The following is a 16756-nucleotide window of genomic DNA, read 5'->3' as shown; positions in this document are numbered from 1 at the left end:
GGCCCGGGCGACTACCTCGCGGGCCAGTTCCGGGCATGACCAGCGTGATAGCGGGGTGACGGTCTCGGCGGGTAACTAGCAGGCCGGCGCTTTGACTTCGGCGGCCTGCAGCGGGCTGAACGAGGGCGGTCGCCCCGAGCGCCTGCGGTCGGACAGGGCGGGCAGCCCGCCGGCGGCGAACCGGCCCCGCCAGGTGCGCACCGTGTCGACGTGCATTCGCGTCTGCGCGGCTATCCGGGCGTTGGAGCACCCCCGGGCCGCCAGCAGCACGATGGTTGCCCGCTGCTGGGCCTGATGCGGGGTCTTGTGGCCGTAGGCCGTCTTCTTCAGCCTGTGACGCGCGCCGGCACTCAGCACGACGGGCACGGCGGGGGTAACGGGCACTGGGGTGCGTGTCTCAGTTCCTCGTGTCCGTCGGCTGTCTTCCGCTGGTTCGTCCGGGGCAAGCGCTTGTCGCAGCACCGGAGGGAACGGGACGGCCTCGTCGCCGAGTTCGATTGATGGCGTTTCAGCCTGAGGGTTACGCCGCGCCGGTGTCGGGTGGGGCCTGACCCATCATCGCCAGCATCGCCTGCCATGGTGTTCCGTCGAAGATCAGCATGATCGATGTGATTCCGGCGCTGTCCAGGCGGAAGTGTTCGGCGGTGCGCTGAGTACCGGCTGGGGTGGCGGTGTGCACGTCGTAAACGAGTGTGGCCTCGCACTCGCCGTACATTTCGCTGATCACGTCGACGCCGGTGACCACCTGGAGGAAGCCGGGGAGCCCGGCCAGGTGGCCGACGGGGCTCTCGGAACTCATCAGCGGGCTTTGGAAGCTGAACGGCTCGACGAGGTGCGCGACGGCTGCGGGCACGTCCCCCCCGAACCTGGCGTCGTGATAGCCCCGGACGATCTGCCGGGTCCGGATCTCGGGTGTCATCGCGGTGCGGTCCTTTGGTCACTTCTTCGGGCGCGGGATGCCCGGTTCACGGCTGGGTGGTGTTCGTGCCGTCGGCCTGGCTCAGGTATTGGTCGAGTTGCCGCTGGTTCTCGACAAGGCACAGGCACAGATGCCGCAGCTGGGTCAGCTCGGCGGGCGTGAATCCGCGGAAGACCGCCGCCATGGCGACCTGGCTGGGCCGACGGAAGGACTCCAACCAGGCCAGCCCGGCGGGAGTGATCCGCGCCAGAACTGACCGGCGGTCATGCCGGTCGGATACCCGCTCAGCCAGTCCGTCGCGTTCGAGGGTGTCGACCAATCCGGTGACATTGCGTGAGCTCACTCCAGCAGCTTGGGCCAACGCGCCGATGCTGATCCCATCATCGGATCCGGCGCTCAGACGGATCAGGAGGTCGAGCGCCCCCGCGCTCAGCCCTCGCCCTTCGGCCCCGCGGCTGCGCAGACGTTCGATGGAGTGGAAGGCGCTGCGGACCGCTCCTGCGGCTTCGAGGGTGAGGGTGTCTTCTCCTGCGGTGAACTGGGCCATTGCAGACCTCACCCGGGGATCGAAGAAACTGCCGTCGGGGTCACGATCGATGCTAGACGGAGAGTTATGTACGTGCTTCATAATGAAGTAACACGCTAATGCGACTTCCTTGAATTGCCAAGTCCTGCCGTCCATGGGGACGCCAGCGAACTGCAACTCACCGCCCGGCATCTGACCAACCCTCGGACGCGACACCCGCCGCTGCGTCAAACCCCGAAGGACTTCCAAAGTCGACCACTTAGCGATGGACGTGACGCTCTCTCTCCTGACGTGCCTGGCACGGGCTACGGCTAGCTTTTCGTCGTCCACGACGGACGGACGCCCACCCACGTTGCCCTTGCGGGCCGCAGCGTCCAGCCCCTCCAACGTCTTCTCCCGTATGCCTTCGAAACAACGGCAAGCCGCTGGGAGTGAGGAGCGTCCGGCACGTCCACAACATCCTGTCCGGCGTACTCGGCGCGGCAGTGCCCAGGCTGATACCCGGCAGCGACCGCGCACCCGCCCACCGCGCGGCAGATCCGGGCACAGGAACAGAGGTACCCGACCCTGGACGAAGGCCAGACGGCGCGCTTCCTGGCGTCCGTGTGGGAGCCGTGCGGCAACGGGGCCTGTGACGGCGGCCTGACTCACCACTGCCTCCGTGACGCCCCCCTGTGGACCGTCTACGCCGCTACCGGCGTCCGACGCAGCGAGGCCCTGGGCATGAAGTGGTCCCTCGTGAACTGGGACGAGGGGTCCATCGAACTCGGCTCGGTCGTGGTCGAGGAGGGCAACACCCACCGGCTGCGCAAGCTCACCAAGGACGGCGACGACAACGCACGGATCTACGAAGACCAGTCCGTGATGAACGTCCTGAAGTGGCAGAGGGAACGTCAGGATGCGGAGTGGGAACGGCTCGGCCCCGCGCGGGTGAATCACGACCTTGTCTTCGCCCACGACGGGTTCAAGCTGTACCGGGGCGAGGCAGGCGGACCACAGGACCCGGAGAAGGTGTCGGCACGGTGGCGCGCCATGCGCAACCGGCTGCACCTGCCCGAGGACTTCCGCATCCACGACTGGCGGCACAGCAAGGTCACGAACGATCTGGAGGCCGGGGAGAACCCCGTCGAGGTCTCCGCCTACGTCCGGCACCACTCGCCGGTCTACACGATGGCCCGGTACGGCCACTCTCGTAAGGACGGAGCGCGCCGGATGGCCGCCTCCGGTGCGGGCCGACTCGGCCTGTCATCCCTGGTCTGACCTGGGGATTCGCTCGGCTGTTGGTCACGCGGTTGGTCACGACACAGCCCGAGAAACAGAAAAACCCCAGATCAACTGGGGTCTCTGCTGGTGTCCGAGGGGGGACTTGAACCCCCACGCCCGATAAAGGGCACTAGCACCTCAAGCTAGCGCGTCTGCCATTCCGCCACCCGGACCAGGTGGTCGGCCCCGGTTTCCCGCGGCGACATGGAAAACAATACCAGGGGTTCGGGGTGCCTCTCACCTGCGTTTCCGGTGGTCAGTGCGGTGCGCCGGATGGTGCCGGCACCATCCGGCGCACTTCGCCCTGCCGTGCGTACGGTCTGTTTCCTTGCACGTACGCAGGGCGACCGGGTGTTGGTACGCGCCGGTGTCCTGGCCCGGGAGGAAGGCGGACCGCCCCTCCGGTGCCGCCGATGGTCCTACTTGCGCAGCGCCGCCAAGTTGTCGTAGCCGGTCCGCGCATGGTTCAGGGACTGCGCGGGGACGGTCGAGCTCGGCGCGTTGTCCTGCTCGACCATCGGGTTGTGGTAGTTCTTGGCCCCGACGCGGCGGAAGAACGTCCGGTAGTCGATGGCCCCGGTACCGAAGGGGACCATGTCGTAGCCATTGCCGCTGGTTGTGTTGACGATGCCGTCCTTGGCGTGGAACAGCGGGTAGCGCTTGGTGTTGCAGCGGACCAGTGCCGCCGGGTCGAAGATGTTCTCCTGCTGCGATCCGTCGTGCGCGGTGTAGGTGTGGAACTTGTACTGAGCGACGTGCGCCCAGAAGACATCCATCTCCAGCCATACGGACTTCGGGTCGGTGACCTGAAGGAAGTACTCGAGCTTGCGGATGCCGGAGCTGCGGGTGGGGCGGCCCTGTGCGTCCAGCGGACCGCCGTCGAGCAGGAAGCCGTAGGCCGCGTCGTGGTTGTGGGTGTACAGCTTGATGCCCGCACCCTGAGCGATCCGTCCCAGTGTGTTCCACTTGTCGGCGGCCACGTCCCAGTCGGCACGGTAGGCGCTGCCGGTGGGGTCGCCACCGGTGCCCATGTGTTCCATGCCGAGGATGTTCGCTATCTCGAGGTGGCGCTTGAACTTGTCCAGGTCGCTCTGGCTCAGCGGCCAGGACGACGGGATGAAGCCGTGGTTGCCCTGGGCGCGCAGACCGTAGTCGTCCAGCCACGACCGCAGCAGCTTCGCGCCTTCCACCGACTCGAGGTTGCTTCCGCCGGGTGCGTTGGCGTGCTGGCCGTACCCGGCGAACTCGACCTGCTGGTAGCCGTAGCGGGCCAGCTCCCTGAAGACCTCACGGAAGCCCGAGGGAAGGTCGGTGCTGAGCGGATCCCGGCCCGTGGCGTCGCGCACGGTGTACAGGATGATGCCTCGTCGCTCCGCGGGGACCAAAGCCTGGCCGACGCCCGGCCCCTTGCCGGAGCCGGTCTGGGCGAGGGCCGGCGAAGCGCCGAAGGCGGGCGCGGCGATCGCCGCTGCCGCAGCTGCCGTGCAGGTGCTCAGAAAACGGCGGCGGCTGACGCCGAGGGTGCGGCGCAGGGCACCGTCCGTTCCGGATTCGTCGTTGTACGCGGTCACGGTCTCTCCTTCTCGATGATGCGCGAAACGCCATGTGCGGGCCGGTCTCATGCGAGGCCGGCAAGCTTGAGGAGCAAGGACTTCACTTCGGTGGCCCGGACGGGGCCGGTGAACGCGTGGGGGGTGGAGCACAGGATGAGCGGACCTTCTTCGTCGCTCAGGGGGAGGCGGCCGTGGCTGCCGCGAATAGGTGACGGATCCAGGGGTACGACCGCCATGCGGTAGCGCATGCCGAGCTTCTTGCGGGCGACGGCCGTGGCCGCCTTGACCCGGACATACGGGTCCTGGGGGTCCAGGAAGAGTTCGACGGGGTCGTAGCCGGGTTTGCGGTGGATCTCGACGAGCTGCGCGAAGTCGGGCGCGTGGGCGTCGTCGAGCCAGTAGTAGTACGTGAACCAGGCATCCGGGTCCGCGACGGCGACCAGTTCGCCGGAGCGCGGATGGTCCAGTCCGTGCGCCTTCTTGCCCTCGTCGTCGAGGAGCTGCTCGATGCCCTGGAGGTCCTGGAGGGCTTCGCGGGTCGCTTCGAGGTCCTCGGGGCGGCGTACGTAGATGTGGGCGAGCTGGTGGTCGGCGACGGCGAAGGCGCGGGAGGCCATCGGGTCGAGGTATTCCATGCCGTCCTGGGTGTGGACCTCCAGGAGTCCGGCACGGCGCAGGGCCCGGTTGATGTCGACGGGCCGGTCGACGCGGGTGATGCCGTACTCGGAGAGGGCGACGACGGTGCGGCCTTCGCGGCGGGCATCGTCCAAGAGGGGCGCCACGGCCCGGTCGAGATCGGCCGCGGCCCGGTGCGCGCGGGGGTCGTCGGGGCCGTAGCGCTGCAGGTCGTAGTCGAGATGCGGGAGGTAGCACAGGGCCAGGTCGGGGTGGCGGGTGTCGAGGATGTGCCGGGTCGCGTCGATGATCCACTGCGAGGAGACGAGGTCGGCGCCGGGGCCCCAGAAGTGGAAGAGGGGGAACGTTCCCAGATTCTCGGTGAGTTCGTCGTGCAGGGCGGGCGGCCGGGTGTAGCAGTCGGGTTCCTTGCGGCCGTCGGCGTAATAGACGGGGCGCGGGGTGACGGTGATGTCGGTGTCGGCCCCCATCGCGTACCACCAGCAGATGTTGGCGACGGTGTAGCCGGGGTGGGCGCGGCGGGCGGCGTCCCAGAGCTTGTCCCCGGCGACCAGGCCGTTGTGCTGGCGCCAGAGCAGGATGTCGCCGAGTTCGCGAAAGTACCAGCCGTTGGCGACGATGCCGTGCTCGGCGGGGGTGGTGCCGGTGAGGAAGGTGGACTGGGCCGCGCAGGTGACGGCGGGGAGCACGGTGCCGAGGGGGGCGTGGGTGCCGGACTGTCCCAGGGCCTTGAGGTGCGGCATGTGATCGAGGAGCTGTGGGGTGAGGCCGACGACGTCGAGGACGAGGAGGGGGGTGGGTGCCGTGGGTGTGGTGGCCTGCGTGGTGCTCTGCTCGGCTGAGGTCATGGGAGCTCCTTGAGGCCGAGGTCGACCAGGAGGTCGCGGGCGAGGGTGAGTTCGGCGGCGATGCCGTCGGCGAGCTGGGTGCGGGTGCGGGGGCGCAGTGCGGCCGGGAGCGCCTGCCAGGTGTAGGTCTCGACCTCCAGGTGCCTGGTGAGGGGCCGTGTGCCGCCGACCAGTCGGGTGAGCGTGGACCGGAGCACGGGAAGGGTGGAGGTGAGCGGTGGTGCGGGGGGTGCGTGCAGGGGGACGTGGAAGTGGGCGCGCCACGGGGCTCCGTCGGGCAGGGTCCGGCTGGTGGCCGCCTCGTCGAGGTCGTCGGTGCCGCGCAGTCCGGTGGTGGTTCTGGTGCGGGTCTGGTGGAGGAAGCGGGGCTCGGCGAAGGCGGCGAGCGCGGCGCGTACCTCGGGGAGGTGGGGGTGTTCGGCGTGCAGTGCGGCGGAGAGCTGTGCCTTGACGACCGGTATGCCCGCTGTGTCGAGCGCGTCCACGGCGGTGTCGGGGTCCTCGAAGGAAGTGGCCAGGTGGCAGGTGTCGATGCAGATGCCGATGCGTGGGTGGCCGACGGTGGTGAGTGGTGCGATGGCGTCGGCGGTGGTCTCGACCGTGCAGCCCGGCTCGGGTTCGAGGCCGATGCGGATGGACTTGCCGGTGAGCTCGGCCAGGGCGTCGAGGCGCTGCGCGAGGGTGGTGAGCGCGGTGTGTGCGAGAGCGGCCGCCTCGGCGTCGGAGTCGAAGGGGGTGCGCCAGGCGATCGGGAGGGTGGAGATGGTTCCTTCGGTGACGTCGTCGGGGAGCAGTCCGGCCAGGAGCCGGGCGAGGTCGGTGGTGTGGGCGAGCCGTTCCGGGTCCGTCCAGTCCGGTTTGTACACCCGGTACTTGACCTCGTCGGCGCCGAAGCCCTCGTACGGGAAGCCGTTGAGGGTGACGACTTCGAGGCCGCGGTGGTCCATTTCGGCGCGGAGGGAACGCAGCTGGGAGGGGTCGTTGATCAGGCTGCGGGCGGCGTCCCTGGCGAGCCAGAGGCCGATGCCGAGCCGGTCCCGGCCGAGGCGTTTGCGGACGGGTTCGCAGTGATCGCGCAGTTGTGTCCGGACGCCGTCGAGCGTCTCGGCGGGGTGGACGTTGGTGCAGTACGAGAGGTGGACGGTGGAGCCGTCGGGGTGGCGGAAGCGCATCGTCTCACTCCCCGCCGCGCAGGATGGAGTTGCCCTCGTGGAGGGGTTTTGGCGCGGCGATGCCGAGCTGGAGTCGGCCGCTCTGCCCGTAGAAGGCGACGGGGTTGCGCCAGAGCACCTGATCGACGTCGTCGTCGCTGAACCCGGCGGCGAGCATCGCGTCGCCCACCTTGCGGGTCTTGAGCGGGTCGCTCCTGCCCCAGTCGGCGGCCGAGTTGACCAGGACCTTCTCGGTGCCGTGGACCTTGAGGATCGCGATCATGCGGTCCTCGTCCATCTTGGTGTCCGGGTAGATGGAGAAGCCGGCCCAGCAGCCGCTGTCGGTGGCGTCCTTTACGGTCGTCTCATTGAGGTGGTCGAGCAGGACCCGCTCCGGGGGAAGGTGGGATTCGCGGATGACGTCGAGGGTGCGGTGCAGACCGGCGAGCTTGTCGCGGTGCGGGGTGTGCACGAGGGCGGGCAGGCCGTGGTCGGCGGCGAGCTGGAGCTGTGCGGCGAGGGCGGTGTCCTCGGCCGGGGTCATGGAGTCGTAGCCGATCTCGCCGACGGCGACGACGGAGTCCTTGACGAGGTAGCGCGGCAGAGCGTCCAGGACGGGGGTGCAGCGGGGGTCGTTCGCCTCTTTGGGGTTGAGAGCGAGCGTGCAGTGGTGGGCGATGCCGTACTGGGCGGCACGGAAGGGTTCCCAGCCGAGCAGGGCGTCGAAGTAGTCGAAGAAGCTGGCGGGCGAGGTGCGGGGCTGGCCGAGCCAGAAGGAGGGTTCCACGAGGGCGCGGACGCCCGCGTCGTACATCGCCTGATAGTCGTCCGTGGTGCGGGAGGTCATATGGATGTGGGGGTCGAAGATGCGCATCAGGACTCCTCCGTGCGGGCGGCCGGGCCGGGGGTGGTGAGGTCGAGGACGCGGGTGAGATCGGCGGGGACGCCGCGGCCCGCCGCGATGCGTTCGGCCGCGAAGTCGCCGAGCATGCGGGCGAGTTCCGCGTCGCCGCGCGAGCGCCTTGCCAGTCCGTCCACGGCATCGACCGGGACTCCGGTGAAGAGGCATTTGAGAATGGCGTGGCGCCAGTTGTGCGCGTCGAGATGGGCGGCTGCGTACGGGCCGACGGCCGCGGCGACCAGTCGGGTGTCATTGGTGCGCAGGGCGTCCTCGACGAGCGGAAGGGCGGTGGGGCCGAGGTCCAGCCGGTGCAGGGTCAACAGGACGGCGCGTCGCTCGGCGGCGGTGCCCTGGTCGTAGAGTCTGGTCAGAGCGGGCAGGGCGGCGCGTGCTTCGATGAGCAGCAGGGCGCGTACGGAGTCGGCGTGTTCGAGTCCGCAGTACCGGCCGGCGGCGGCGTACCGCAGCTCCCACGGTGGTACGGCGTACGGGCCGCCGAGCTGTTCGGCTTCTTCGTGGGAGGCTGCGTGTTCGGCCTCGGCGAGGGCTTCGTCGAGCCAGGCACGTGCGGCTCCGCCGAGCTGTGCGTCGAGTTCCTTGCGGGTCAGCAGAGGAGTGGTCGTCGGGGTCATCGGCATGGCGTTGCTCCCTTCGGCGGTTTCAGCGGCTCGACGGGCTGTGCTTGCGGAGGAACTCGACGCTGGTGCGGGCGAGTTCGGGACCGGCGTGGGAATGGCGGGGCAGTTCGACGACGGTGAGGCCGCGGTAGCCGGTCTCCGAGAGGGTGTCGAGCGCTTCGAGTACGGGCGGGAAGTCGATCTCGCCCTCGCCGAACGGGAGGTGTTCATGGACGCCCCGGCGCATGTCCTCGATCTGGACGTGCCGCAGCCAGGGGGCGGCGTCGCGGACGCAGTCGACGGGCGGCGCGGGTTCCAGGCATTGGCAGTGGCCGATGTCGAGGGTGAGGCCGAGCGGTGGTGGGTCGCCGCTCAGGACGCGCAGGTGGTGGAAGTCGGTGAGGGTGGCGAGGAGGTGTCCGGGCTCGGGCTCGATCGCCAGGGGAATGCCGGAGCGGTCGGCGGCTTCCAGGACGGGGGCGAGGGATTCGGTGAGCCGCTGCCAGGCGGTGCCGGGGGTGGTGTCCGGTGGGGTGATCCCGCTGAAGCAGTGCACGGCGTGGGCGCCGAGGTCGGCGGCGATGTCGATGGCCCGGACGAGCAGCCGGGTGCGTGCGGCGCGGGCCTCCGGGTCCGGGTCGAGGAGGGACGGGCCGTGCTTGCGGCGGGGGTCGAGGATGTAGCGGGCGCCGGTCTCGACGGTGACGCCAAGGCCCAGCTCCTGGAGTCTGGACGCCACGTGGCGGGTGCGGGCGGCCAGGTCGGGGGCGAGGGGGTCGAGGTGCATGTGGTCGAGGGTCAGGCCGACCCCGTCGTACCCGAGATCTGCGAGGAGTCCGAGGGCGTCGTCCAGGCGGAGGTCGGTGAGCCCGTTGGTGCCGTAGCCGAGGCGGATGGTCATGTGAGGCTCACCTTCCGGGCGAGGGCGCGGGCGAGCGGGACGAGTCCCATGACGGCGAGCCCCGTACCAGGAGCTCCGGCACGGGCGGCGAGCGCGGCCTGGAGCGGGATCATCGCCCGGATACCGCCGCCGACAGCGCGCTGGGTGAGCGGCGGGGACGGGTTGAGGGCGGCGTGGAGCAGGGATGTGGCGGCAGTACGGAAGTAGGCGCCTGTGAGCGCGGTGAGGAGGAGGCGGGAGGCGGTGGAGGCTGAGGAGGCGAGGGCCGCCTGTGGCCGGTGGGACCGGTGCGGTTGGTGCGGCTGGTATGCCTCCGCTTTCCTGCCGCGTCCCGTGGGCGAGGTCACACCCCCGGGTCCGCGCTGCCCGCGCTGCTCGCGCAGGGCCGCGGCGCCCAGTACGGCAGTGGCTGCGAGCGCGGCGAGAGGTGCACTGGTGGATCCGCCCTGCGCCTCGTGCCGGGAGACGGCGGTGACGGCGTAGGTGTGTGCCCCGAGCAGGCCGGCAGCCGGAAGAGCGCCGCGAACGGAGCCACGCGCAGCCGAACCCGAACCCGTGCCCTGAGCCGAAACCGAGCCCGAGCCCGAACCCGTGCCCGTGCCCTGCCCCGAACCCGAACCCGTGCCCTGAGCCGAAGCCGAAGCCGACCCAGTGTCTGAGCCCGACGCCCAGCCCGTCGCTCTCTTCTCCCCGCCGGTGGCGGTGGCCCCGAGCAGCAGATCCAGTCCTCGCGCCGCCGCCATCGCCGCCGGTCCCGCCGGGGTGTGCTTGAGGCGGAGGTCGTATGCCCAGACCGTCGCCGCCAGCCCCGTGGCGACGGCCAGGGCCGGGCGGCCGGCCCGAGCGGCGAGGCCCAGTCCCGCGGCCGTCAGCGCTCCCGCCGCCGCGAGGGCCGCGCCGGGAGAGATGCGGCCCGAGGGGATCGGCCGGTGCGGGCGGTCGATGGCGTCCTCGTCGCGGTCGGCCCAGTCGTTCAGCGCCATGCCCGCCTCGTACAGGCAGAGCGAGGCACCGATGGCGAGCACGGTGCCGCGGTCGGGGCGCCGCCCCGTCGCCGCCGCCCCGGCGAGTGCGTCGCCGGGGACGGTGAACAGCGCCGACACCCGCAGCAGCTCCGCCCAGGCCCGTACCGTCACTTCTCCCCCCGCAGCGTTTCGGCGAAGGCGAGCAGCGCCATGTACTGCTCGAACAGTGCGGCCGGGCCACCGTCCGGGTCCTTGAAGTAGAAGCCGAGCTGCGGCAAGGGGCCGCTCAGCCCCCTCTCGTGGGCACGGGCCACCAGTCTGACCAGGTCCAGGACCAGGGGTGCGGCCAGCGCGGAGTCGCAGCCCTGCCAGGTCGTCTGGAGCACCATGCGCGCCCCGAGGAATCCATCGAACGCGATGTGGTCCCAGGCCGTCTTCCAGTCTCCGAGGGCCGGTACGTCGTCGATGTGGACCTCACCCTCCGGGGCGGTTCCCAGCGTGTCGGCGAGGACGCGTTCCTTGCCCGCGTTCTTGGCCGCCGCCGCGCCCGGGTCGGCCAGCGCCGCCCCGTCCCCGCCGCCCAGCAGATTGGTGCCCGACCAGGCCCGTACGGGCAGGGCGCGTTGCACGAACATCGGGGCGAGTACGGAGCGGAGCAGCGTCTGGCCGGTCTTGCCGTCGCGGCCCGCGTGAGGAAGCCCGCAGCCCGCGACGGCGTTCTGGAGGGCGGGGGCGCGCAGCCCGGTGGACGGGGTGAAGTTGACGTATGGGCAGCCGGCCCGGAGCGCTGCCGCGGCATAGAGGGAGCTGGCGGGCAGTCGCTGTTCACCGGGGGCCGGGACGGGCTCCGTGGAGGCGACGTTGATCACGACCGTCCTGGCCAAATCGTGCCGGTGCCCGAAGTCCGCGAGGTCGGCGGCGAAGGCGTTGATGAGTTCCTCGTCGCTGCGGGTGTCGCCGGGCTGTGGCCCGCCGGGCCGTATCTCCGCGTCGGCGGCGGCGAGTTCGGACCGTACGGCTGAGGGCAGGCCGTGCGGCAGCACTCCCCCGACGGCCAGTGCCTCGGCCCGTTTGGGCAGCGGACAGCCGACGGTGTCGTGTCCGCCGAAGACCAGTGAGGTGAGGGTGGGCAGCCCGCTTTCGGCGAACGGTGGCGTCTCGGTGACCATGCCTGCCGCCGGGTGGAGCCCTGCTGCGACCGCCGCGCACCCCGCCGTGGCGGTGGTGGCGACGGAGCCGCGTGCTCCGATGAACCAGACTCCGGTACGAACGGCGGGTGCTGACACGGGCTGCCTCCCTGGCTGGGGGTTCTGGCTGGGCAGAGCGAGTGGCGCTGTGCGACGGGGAACAGGATCGGGTGGAGACGGCGGGCGGGAAGAGAGTGTTCTTCCCCGCCCGCCGTCGGCCGGAGTGATCGCCCTACGCCGAGGGCAGTTCCTTCAACTGGATGTTGCGGAAGGACACATGGTCATTGGCGCCGTGGTTCTGAATGCCGATGTAGCCGGCCGTCAGGCTCCGTACCGGATCGGTGTTGGTGAAGTCGTTGATCTTCACTCCGTTGAGGAAGACCTGGAGACGTTCGCCCTGGACCTTGATCTCGTAGCTGTTCCACTGGCCGGGCGGCCGCAGGACCTGGTCACGGGCCTTGATGTCCGCCGCCTTGAAGGTGTAGACGGAGCCCGTGGTGCGGTCGGGCGCGTCGGTGGCGTCGATCTGGACCTCGTAGCCGTTGTTCACCGCGGACCAGGGGTCGTCGGACTCCGGGAAGCCGACGAAGACACCGGAGTTGTCGTCGCCCTCCATCTTCCAGTCGAGCTTGAGCGAGTACGACCCGAGCTCCTTGGCCTGGTAGGTGAGCAGACCCATGCCGCCCTCGGAGCGCAGTTCACCGTCGACGACGTCGAACTTTCCGGGGCCGGCCTGCTTCCACCCTTCGAGCGTCTTGCCGTTGAAGATCGACCGGTAGCCGGTGTCGGGCTTGCAGTCGGCCTTCACCTGACCGGCCGCGTACCGCATGCCGCCGAGGAGGAGCTGACGGAAAGCCGGTTCGGCGTACGACTCCTTGGTGTGGCCGAGGCCCGTGTAGAAGGAGCGGCCGCCCTGGTAGGTCTGGCACCAGGTGATCGGGTGATCGCCCTTCATGGTGCCGCCGGTGTAGGTCGTCTCGTCGAGTGTGGCGAGGACCTTGGCCTGACTGCGCGGGTTGGTGCGGTAGTTGTACCACTCGTCCGTACGGTTCCAGGCGTCGTCGAGGTGTGCGGTCGCCGGGTGGTTGTGGTCCTCGACGCGTACGGTGGCGGGCTGGATCGCGGGATGTCCGGAGAAGTACGCGCCGACGAGTCCGCCGTAGAACGCCCAGTCGTACTCTGTGTCCGCGGCGGCATGCACGCCCATGTAACCGCCGCCGGTGGCCACATAGTTCTCGAATGCCTTCTGCTGATCGGCATTGAGCACATCACCGGTTGTCGAGAGGAAGACAACGGCGTCGTACCGCGCCAGGTTGCTGGTCGTGAACTGGCCGGCAGCCTCCGTGGCGTCGACGGTGATGTTGCTGTCCTTGCCGAGTTCCTTCAGTGCGGCGATGCCGTCCGCAATCGCGTCGTGGCGGAAGCCGGCCGTCTTCGAGAAGACCAGAACCCGCTTGGCGGTCTTGTCGGGGGCGCTGTTGGAGAGCTCGAAGTCGTCGATGTCGAAAAGGGCCCCGGCACCGCCCTTGAACACCAGGAAGAGCTCGGTGGACCGCTTCGGGACGTCGCTCAGCGGTACGTCGATGTCCTGGAAGTTGTCCCAGGCACCGGTCACCGGTACAGGCGCGGAGCCGAGGATCTTACCGGTCGCCGAGCCCGCCCTCACTTCGAGGAAGCCACCCACACCGCCGGAGGAGATCCGCGCGGTCAGCTTGGTGGAATCGCCGAGCAAGTACGGCTTGAAGGAGATCCAGTCGTCGTTGTGGATGTCGCCGACCGTCTTGCCGCCGTGGGCGGTCGCCTTGTTCTGCGGTGCGACGCCGTGGGAGGCACTGTAGTGCTCGGCCTGGCGGTGGCGCGGCTGGAGCTGCGACTGGTCGTGACCGGACAGGGACGCCTGGCCGCCGCCTCCGCCGTCGGTGTAGGAGGCGTCGATGACCCCGAAGATGTTGGCGTTCGGGTCGTGTCCGCCGTCGACGGCCGTCTTGATCGTGCCGGAGCACCCGTTGACGGTGGTGATGGGGTGGCCGTGGCTGTCGTGGCCGAGGACGAAGCGGACCTCGACCTTGGAGCAGTCGATCGTGCCGTCCTCGGGATCGGTGACGGTCACCTTGAACGGGATCTCGTCGCCGAAGCTGAACAGCTGCCCGTCACCGGGAAGCTTCAGCTCCACCTTCGGCGCCGTGTTGCCCACCGTGACATGGGCACTCGCCGAGGCGGTCCGGCCCGTCGGGTCCTTGGCGGTGACAGTCGCCGTGTAGGTGCCGTTCTTCTTGTACGTGTACGTGGGGTTGGCGGACGTCGAGCTACCGCCGTCGCCGAAGTTCCAGGTGTAGGTCAAGGGGTCGCCGTCGGGGTCTACGGTGCCCTCCGAGGAGAAGCTCACCTTGAGCGGTGCCGTGCCCGAGGTCTTGTTGGACGACGCCACCGCGTTGGGAGAGCGCCCACCTGTGGCGTTCTCGATGCGGTAGAGGGCGGAGTTCCCATCGCCGCCGAACCAGCTGGTGCCGTAGTCGAGGACGTACAGCGCCCCGTCGGGTCCGAAGGCCATGTCCATTACCTGTGTCCCGGTCCACGGAACGGGGTTGATGGACTGGACGGTGCCGTTGGCATCCTGCTTGATGGCATTGATCCAGCGCCGGCCGAACTCTCCGGCGAAGAACTGCCCGTCGTAGGACTCGGGGAACTTCACCGGCGAGTCGAGGCCGGCGTCGTAGTGGTAGACAGGTCCGCCCATCGGCGACTCGGAGCCGGTGCCGAACTCGGGAACGGATCCGCCGTCGTAGGGAATCCAGGCGGGCTGAGCGGGCGGAAGGTCGACGAGCCCGGTGTTGTGCACAGAGGTGTTCTTCGGAGCGTCGCAGTCGAAGGACGCACCGGACGTCTTCGTCGCGAAGTCGTAGTCGACGTAGGCGTCGTTGTTGCCGGTGCAGAACGGCCAGCCGAAGTTGCCCGGCTTGGTCACCCGGGCGAACTCGACCTGACCGGCCGGGCCGCGCTGGGGGTCGGCCGCGCCCGCGTCGGGCCCGTAGTCGCCGACATAGAGGATGCCGGTGGCCTTGTCGACGGAGAAGCGGAACGGATTGCGGAAGCCCATCGCGTAGATCTCGGGACGGGTCTTGTCCGTGCCCGGTGCGAAGAGGTTCCCGTCGGGGATGGTGTACGAGCCGTCCTCGGCGACCTTGATCCGGAGAATCTTGCCGCGCAGGTCGTTGGTGTTGCCCGAACTGCGCCTGGCGTCGAACGCCGGGTTGCGGTCGGGGCGCTGGTCGATCGGTGTGTAACCGTCGGAGGCGAACGGGTTGGTGTCGTCACCGGTCGACAGATACAGGTTGCCCTGGGCGTCGAAGTCGATGTCACCGCCGACGTGACAGCAGATGCCGCGCGAGGCCGGAATGTCGAGGATCTTCTTCTCGCTGGCATTGTCGAGGGTACCGTCGTCCCTCAGGACGAAGCGCGAGAGCCGGTTCACCCCGTCGAACTTGGCGAATTCGGCGGCCGTGCCGTTCTCGGGGGCGTCTCCGGAGGGAGTGTCCAGCGGGGGCGCGTAGTAGAGGTAGATGGCCCGGTTCTTGCTGAAGTCGGGGTCGATGGCGACGCCCTGGAGTCCTTCTTCGTCGTGCGAGTACACGGGGACGGCCCCCACGACCCGGGTGTTTCCGCCGCTGTCGGTGAGACGCAACTCGCCGTTGCGCGAGGAGTGCAGCACGCTGCGGTCGGGGAGGACGGCGAGGGTCATGGGCTCGCCGGTCTCGGCTGCGCCCTTGGCGAGAGTGACCTGCTGGAATTCCTCGGCCGCCGCGTCGGCGGCGGCCGGCGAGGACGGTCCCGCCGCGGCCGCTCCGGGCGACGCGCCCAGGGCGAGGGTGGCCGCCGCGAGCAGGCCGCCGGTGAGCAGCGCGAGGGATTTACGGGCGCGGAGCCGCGTTCTGCTCCTGCTTCTGGTTCTGTGCACGAGTGTCCTCCGGAGAGTGCCGGTTGTACGGGCGGGTGCTGCCGTGCCGTTCTGCGCGGGGACTGCCGCGCAGGTCATTCGGGGCCTGTGGGGGCGCCGGTGACCCGGGTCATGTCATGAACACGTTGGGGACGGTAGCCCTGTTCGTCCGGGACGGAAAGTCCTTACGCAGCGGTCTCGTTGAACTTTTTCCTGCGTCAGGACAAAGCGGGGTGAGGGCAGGGAGGAGCACCTCGGCTCCCCCGGAGCTCAGACAGAATCAAGCCCTGCGGCGATCGAGGAGCGGAGGTCCGAGGGCAGCGTCCCCGGCGGGAACCCTCAGTCCCCAGCCCCGAACGCCGCGTCGAACGACGCCGACGGCGGCTCGAAGTCATATTGCTTCAGCCTGGCAAGCGCTTCCGGCGCACCCGCCAGCCGATCCATCCCCGCGTCCTCCCACTCGACGGAGATCGGCCCCTCGTACTCGATGGATCGGAGCATCCGGAAGACGTCCTCCCACGGCACATCACCGTGCCCGGCCGACACGAAATCCCAGCCGCGCCGCGGATCGCCCCACGGCAGATGGGAGCCGAGGCGGCCATTGCGGCCGTCCAGGCGCCTGCGCGCCTCCTTGCAGTCCACGTGGTAGATCCGGTCCCGGAAGTCGTACAGGAAGTTCACCGGGTCGAGGTCCTGCCAGACGAAGTGGCTGGGGTCGAAGTTCAGCCCGAACGCCTCCCGGTGGCCGACAGCCTCCAGGGCGCGGTGCGTGGTCCAGTAGTCGTACGCGATCTCGCTGGGGTGCACCTCGTGGGCGAACCGCACGCCCTCCGCGTCGAAGACGTCCAGGATCGAATTCCAGCGCTCGGCGAAGTCCTCGTAGCCCCGCTCGATCATGTGCGGCGGGACCGGCGGGAACATCGCGACCAGGTGCCAGATCGAGGAGCCGGTGAAACCGATGACGGTACGCACCCCGAAGGCGGCCGCCGCACGGGCGGTGTTCTTGATCTCCTCGGCGGCCCGGCGGCGTACCCCTTCGGGTTCACCGTCGCCCCAGATCCGAGCCGGCACAATCCCCTGGTGCCGTTCGTCGATCGGGTTGTCGCAGACGGCCTGGCCGACGAGGTGGTTGGAGATCGCCCAGCACTTCAGGCCATATTTGTCGAGCAGCTGCCGCCGCCCGTCCAGGTAGCCGGGGTCGGCCAAAGCCTTGTCGACCTCGAAGTGGTCGCCCCAGCAAGCGAGTTCGAGCCCGTCGTAGCCGAAGTCGCGGGCGAGCCGACAGACTTCCTCCAGTGGCAGGTCGGCCCACTGGCCGGTGAAGAGTGTGAAGGGACGGGGCATGCGCAGGACCT

Annotated in this window: 14 protein-coding genes and 1 tRNA gene; 1 reads left to right on the top strand and 14 read right to left on the bottom strand. The window is 69.4% G+C overall.

Annotation, left to right across the window (positions count from 1 at the left end; genetic code table 11):
* Positions 1–75: 75 nt before the first annotated feature.
* The 3 genes from ACZ3IC_RS21885 to ACZ3IC_RS21875 form a co-directional block, all read right to left on the bottom strand.
* A complete protein-coding gene (locus ACZ3IC_RS21885; RefSeq protein WP_467418322.1) occupies positions 76–384 on the bottom strand; it encodes a helix-turn-helix domain-containing protein in 309 nt (102 codons plus the stop codon).
* A gap of 136 nt (positions 385–520) precedes the next feature.
* The gene (locus ACZ3IC_RS21880) at positions 521–919 is read right to left on the bottom strand and encodes a hypothetical protein (protein ID WP_467418321.1); all 399 of its coding nucleotides are present in this window, start codon (positions 917–919) and stop codon (positions 521–523) included.
* 46 nt (positions 920–965) lie between these two features.
* Positions 966–1637 carry a MarR family winged helix-turn-helix transcriptional regulator gene (locus tag ACZ3IC_RS21875; RefSeq protein WP_467418320.1) on the bottom strand — a complete coding sequence of 224 codons (672 nt, stop codon included), beginning with the start codon at positions 1635–1637 and terminating at the stop codon, positions 966–968.
* A gap of 411 nt (positions 1638–2048) precedes the next feature.
* Here ACZ3IC_RS21875 and ACZ3IC_RS21870 point away from each other — a divergent pair, with 411 nt between their 5' ends.
* A complete protein-coding gene (locus ACZ3IC_RS21870) occupies positions 2049–2705 on the top strand; it encodes a tyrosine-type recombinase/integrase (RefSeq protein WP_467418319.1) in 657 nt (218 codons plus the stop codon).
* 88 nt (positions 2706–2793) lie between these two features.
* Here ACZ3IC_RS21870 and ACZ3IC_RS21865 read toward each other — a convergent pair.
* The 11 genes from ACZ3IC_RS21865 to ACZ3IC_RS21815 all read right to left on the bottom strand — a co-directional run bounded on the left by ACZ3IC_RS21865 (position 2794) and on the right by ACZ3IC_RS21815 (position 16745).
* Positions 2794–2881: transfer RNA gene (locus ACZ3IC_RS21865), tRNA-Leu, on the bottom strand.
* A 246-nt stretch (positions 2882–3127) separates the two neighbouring features.
* On the bottom strand, positions 3128–4279 hold the full coding sequence (locus tag ACZ3IC_RS21860) for a sugar phosphate isomerase/epimerase family protein (protein ID WP_467418317.1): 1152 nt from the start codon (positions 4277–4279) through the stop codon (positions 3128–3130).
* Between the two features lie 47 nt (positions 4280–4326).
* A complete protein-coding gene (locus ACZ3IC_RS21855) occupies positions 4327–5745 on the bottom strand; it encodes a nucleotide pyrophosphatase/phosphodiesterase family protein (protein WP_467418316.1) in 1419 nt (472 codons plus the stop codon).
* Positions 5742–6917 carry a metabolite traffic protein EboE gene (gene eboE, locus ACZ3IC_RS21850; protein WP_467418314.1) on the bottom strand — a complete coding sequence of 392 codons (1176 nt, stop codon included), beginning with the start codon at positions 6915–6917 and terminating at the stop codon, positions 5742–5744. The genes ACZ3IC_RS21855 and eboE overlap by 4 nt, the downstream gene beginning before the upstream one ends.
* Before the next feature lie 4 nt (positions 6918–6921).
* On the bottom strand, positions 6922–7770 hold the full coding sequence (locus tag ACZ3IC_RS21845) for a TatD family hydrolase (protein WP_467418312.1): 849 nt from the start codon (positions 7768–7770) through the stop codon (positions 6922–6924).
* A complete protein-coding gene (locus tag ACZ3IC_RS21840) occupies positions 7770–8429 on the bottom strand; it encodes an EboA domain-containing protein (RefSeq protein WP_467418383.1) in 660 nt (219 codons plus the stop codon). Before ACZ3IC_RS21840 ends, ACZ3IC_RS21845 begins: the two co-directional genes overlap by 1 nt.
* A 28-nt stretch (positions 8430–8457) precedes the next feature.
* Positions 8458–9315: a sugar phosphate isomerase/epimerase family protein gene (locus ACZ3IC_RS21835; protein WP_467418310.1), complete on the bottom strand. Its 858-nt coding sequence runs from the start codon at positions 9313–9315 to the stop codon at positions 8458–8460.
* Complete coding sequence (locus tag ACZ3IC_RS21830; protein ID WP_467418308.1) at positions 9312–10451, bottom strand: SCO3242 family prenyltransferase; 1140 nt, start codon at positions 10449–10451, stop codon at positions 9312–9314. Before ACZ3IC_RS21830 ends, ACZ3IC_RS21835 begins: the two co-directional genes overlap by 4 nt.
* On the bottom strand, positions 10448–11566 hold the full coding sequence (locus ACZ3IC_RS21825; protein WP_467418306.1) for an inositol-3-phosphate synthase: 1119 nt from the start codon (positions 11564–11566) through the stop codon (positions 10448–10450). The genes ACZ3IC_RS21830 and ACZ3IC_RS21825 overlap by 4 nt, the downstream gene beginning before the upstream one ends.
* 133 nt (positions 11567–11699) lie before the next feature.
* On the bottom strand, positions 11700–15422 hold the full coding sequence (locus ACZ3IC_RS21820; RefSeq protein WP_467418305.1) for a ThuA domain-containing protein: 3723 nt from the start codon (positions 15420–15422) through the stop codon (positions 11700–11702).
* 318 nt (positions 15423–15740) lie between these two features.
* Positions 15741–16745 carry a sugar phosphate isomerase/epimerase family protein gene (locus tag ACZ3IC_RS21815; protein WP_467418304.1) on the bottom strand — a complete coding sequence of 335 codons (1005 nt, stop codon included), beginning with the start codon at positions 16743–16745 and terminating at the stop codon, positions 15741–15743.
* Positions 16746–16756: the final 11 nt, after the last annotated feature.

Source organism: Streptomyces sp. NPDC002958 (assembly GCF_055563255.1).
This window is presented reverse-complemented; position numbering and strand designations above follow the sequence as displayed.

Excerpts from the sequence above, each read along its gene's own strand:
- ACZ3IC_RS21845 (WP_467418312.1), bottom strand. The coding sequence starts at position 7,770 with ATGCGCATCTTCGACCCCCACATCCATATGACCTCCCGCACCACGGAC.
- ACZ3IC_RS21880 (WP_467418321.1), bottom strand. The coding sequence starts at position 919 with ATGACACCCGAGATCCGGACCCGGCAGATCGTCCGGGGCTATCACGAC.
- eboE (WP_467418314.1), bottom strand. The coding sequence starts at position 6,917 with ATGCGCTTCCGCCACCCCGACGGCTCCACCGTCCACCTCTCGTACTGC.
- ACZ3IC_RS21815 (WP_467418304.1), bottom strand. The coding sequence starts at position 16,745 with ATGCCCCGTCCCTTCACACTCTTCACCGGCCAGTGGGCCGACCTGCCA.
- ACZ3IC_RS21840 (WP_467418383.1), bottom strand. The coding sequence starts at position 8,429 with ATGACCCCGACGACCACTCCTCTGCTGACCCGCAAGGAACTCGACGCA.
- ACZ3IC_RS21855 (WP_467418316.1), bottom strand. The coding sequence starts at position 5,745 with ATGACCTCAGCCGAGCAGAGCACCACGCAGGCCACCACACCCACGGCA.
- ACZ3IC_RS21835 (WP_467418310.1), bottom strand. The coding sequence starts at position 9,315 with ATGACCATCCGCCTCGGCTACGGCACCAACGGGCTCACCGACCTCCGC.
- ACZ3IC_RS21875 (WP_467418320.1), bottom strand. The coding sequence starts at position 1,637 with ATGCCGGGCGGTGAGTTGCAGTTCGCTGGCGTCCCCATGGACGGCAGG.